A 310-nucleotide genomic window follows, 5' to 3' on the forward strand; every position below is an offset into this window, starting at 1 on the left:
GGGCCGCAGGTTCGAATCCTGCAGGGCGCGCCATTACAATTCAATCAGTTACGCCTTCTTTATATCCTCCATAATTTCAGAGTGGGACATATTTGGGACATTATCACCAAAAATGTCGTCTATTTTCCTCGCATGCTCTGTCAAATGATTAGCCGCAAGGTGAGCATACCTACGAACCATTTCTATGGACTCCCATCCGCCCATTTCCTGAAGCACTGATAATGGGACGCCTGACTGAATCAGCCAGCTTGCCCAGGTGTGTCTGAGGTCATGGAAACGGAAATCTTCAATTCCTGCACGACGACAAGCT

The 310-nt window shown here is 48.1% G+C and carries 1 protein-coding gene; it reads right to left on the reverse strand.

Annotation, left to right across the window (positions count from 1 at the left end):
- Positions 1-48 precede the first annotated feature (48 nt).
- Positions 49-310 (reverse strand): tyrosine-type recombinase/integrase (locus SB689_RS22825; protein WP_410694354.1); only part of this gene is annotated, 262 nt, incomplete at its 5' end.

Source organism: Chryseobacterium sp. SIMBA_038 (genome assembly GCF_046535115.1).
In the GTDB taxonomy this organism is placed as follows: domain Bacteria; phylum Bacteroidota; class Bacteroidia; order Flavobacteriales; family Weeksellaceae; genus Chryseobacterium.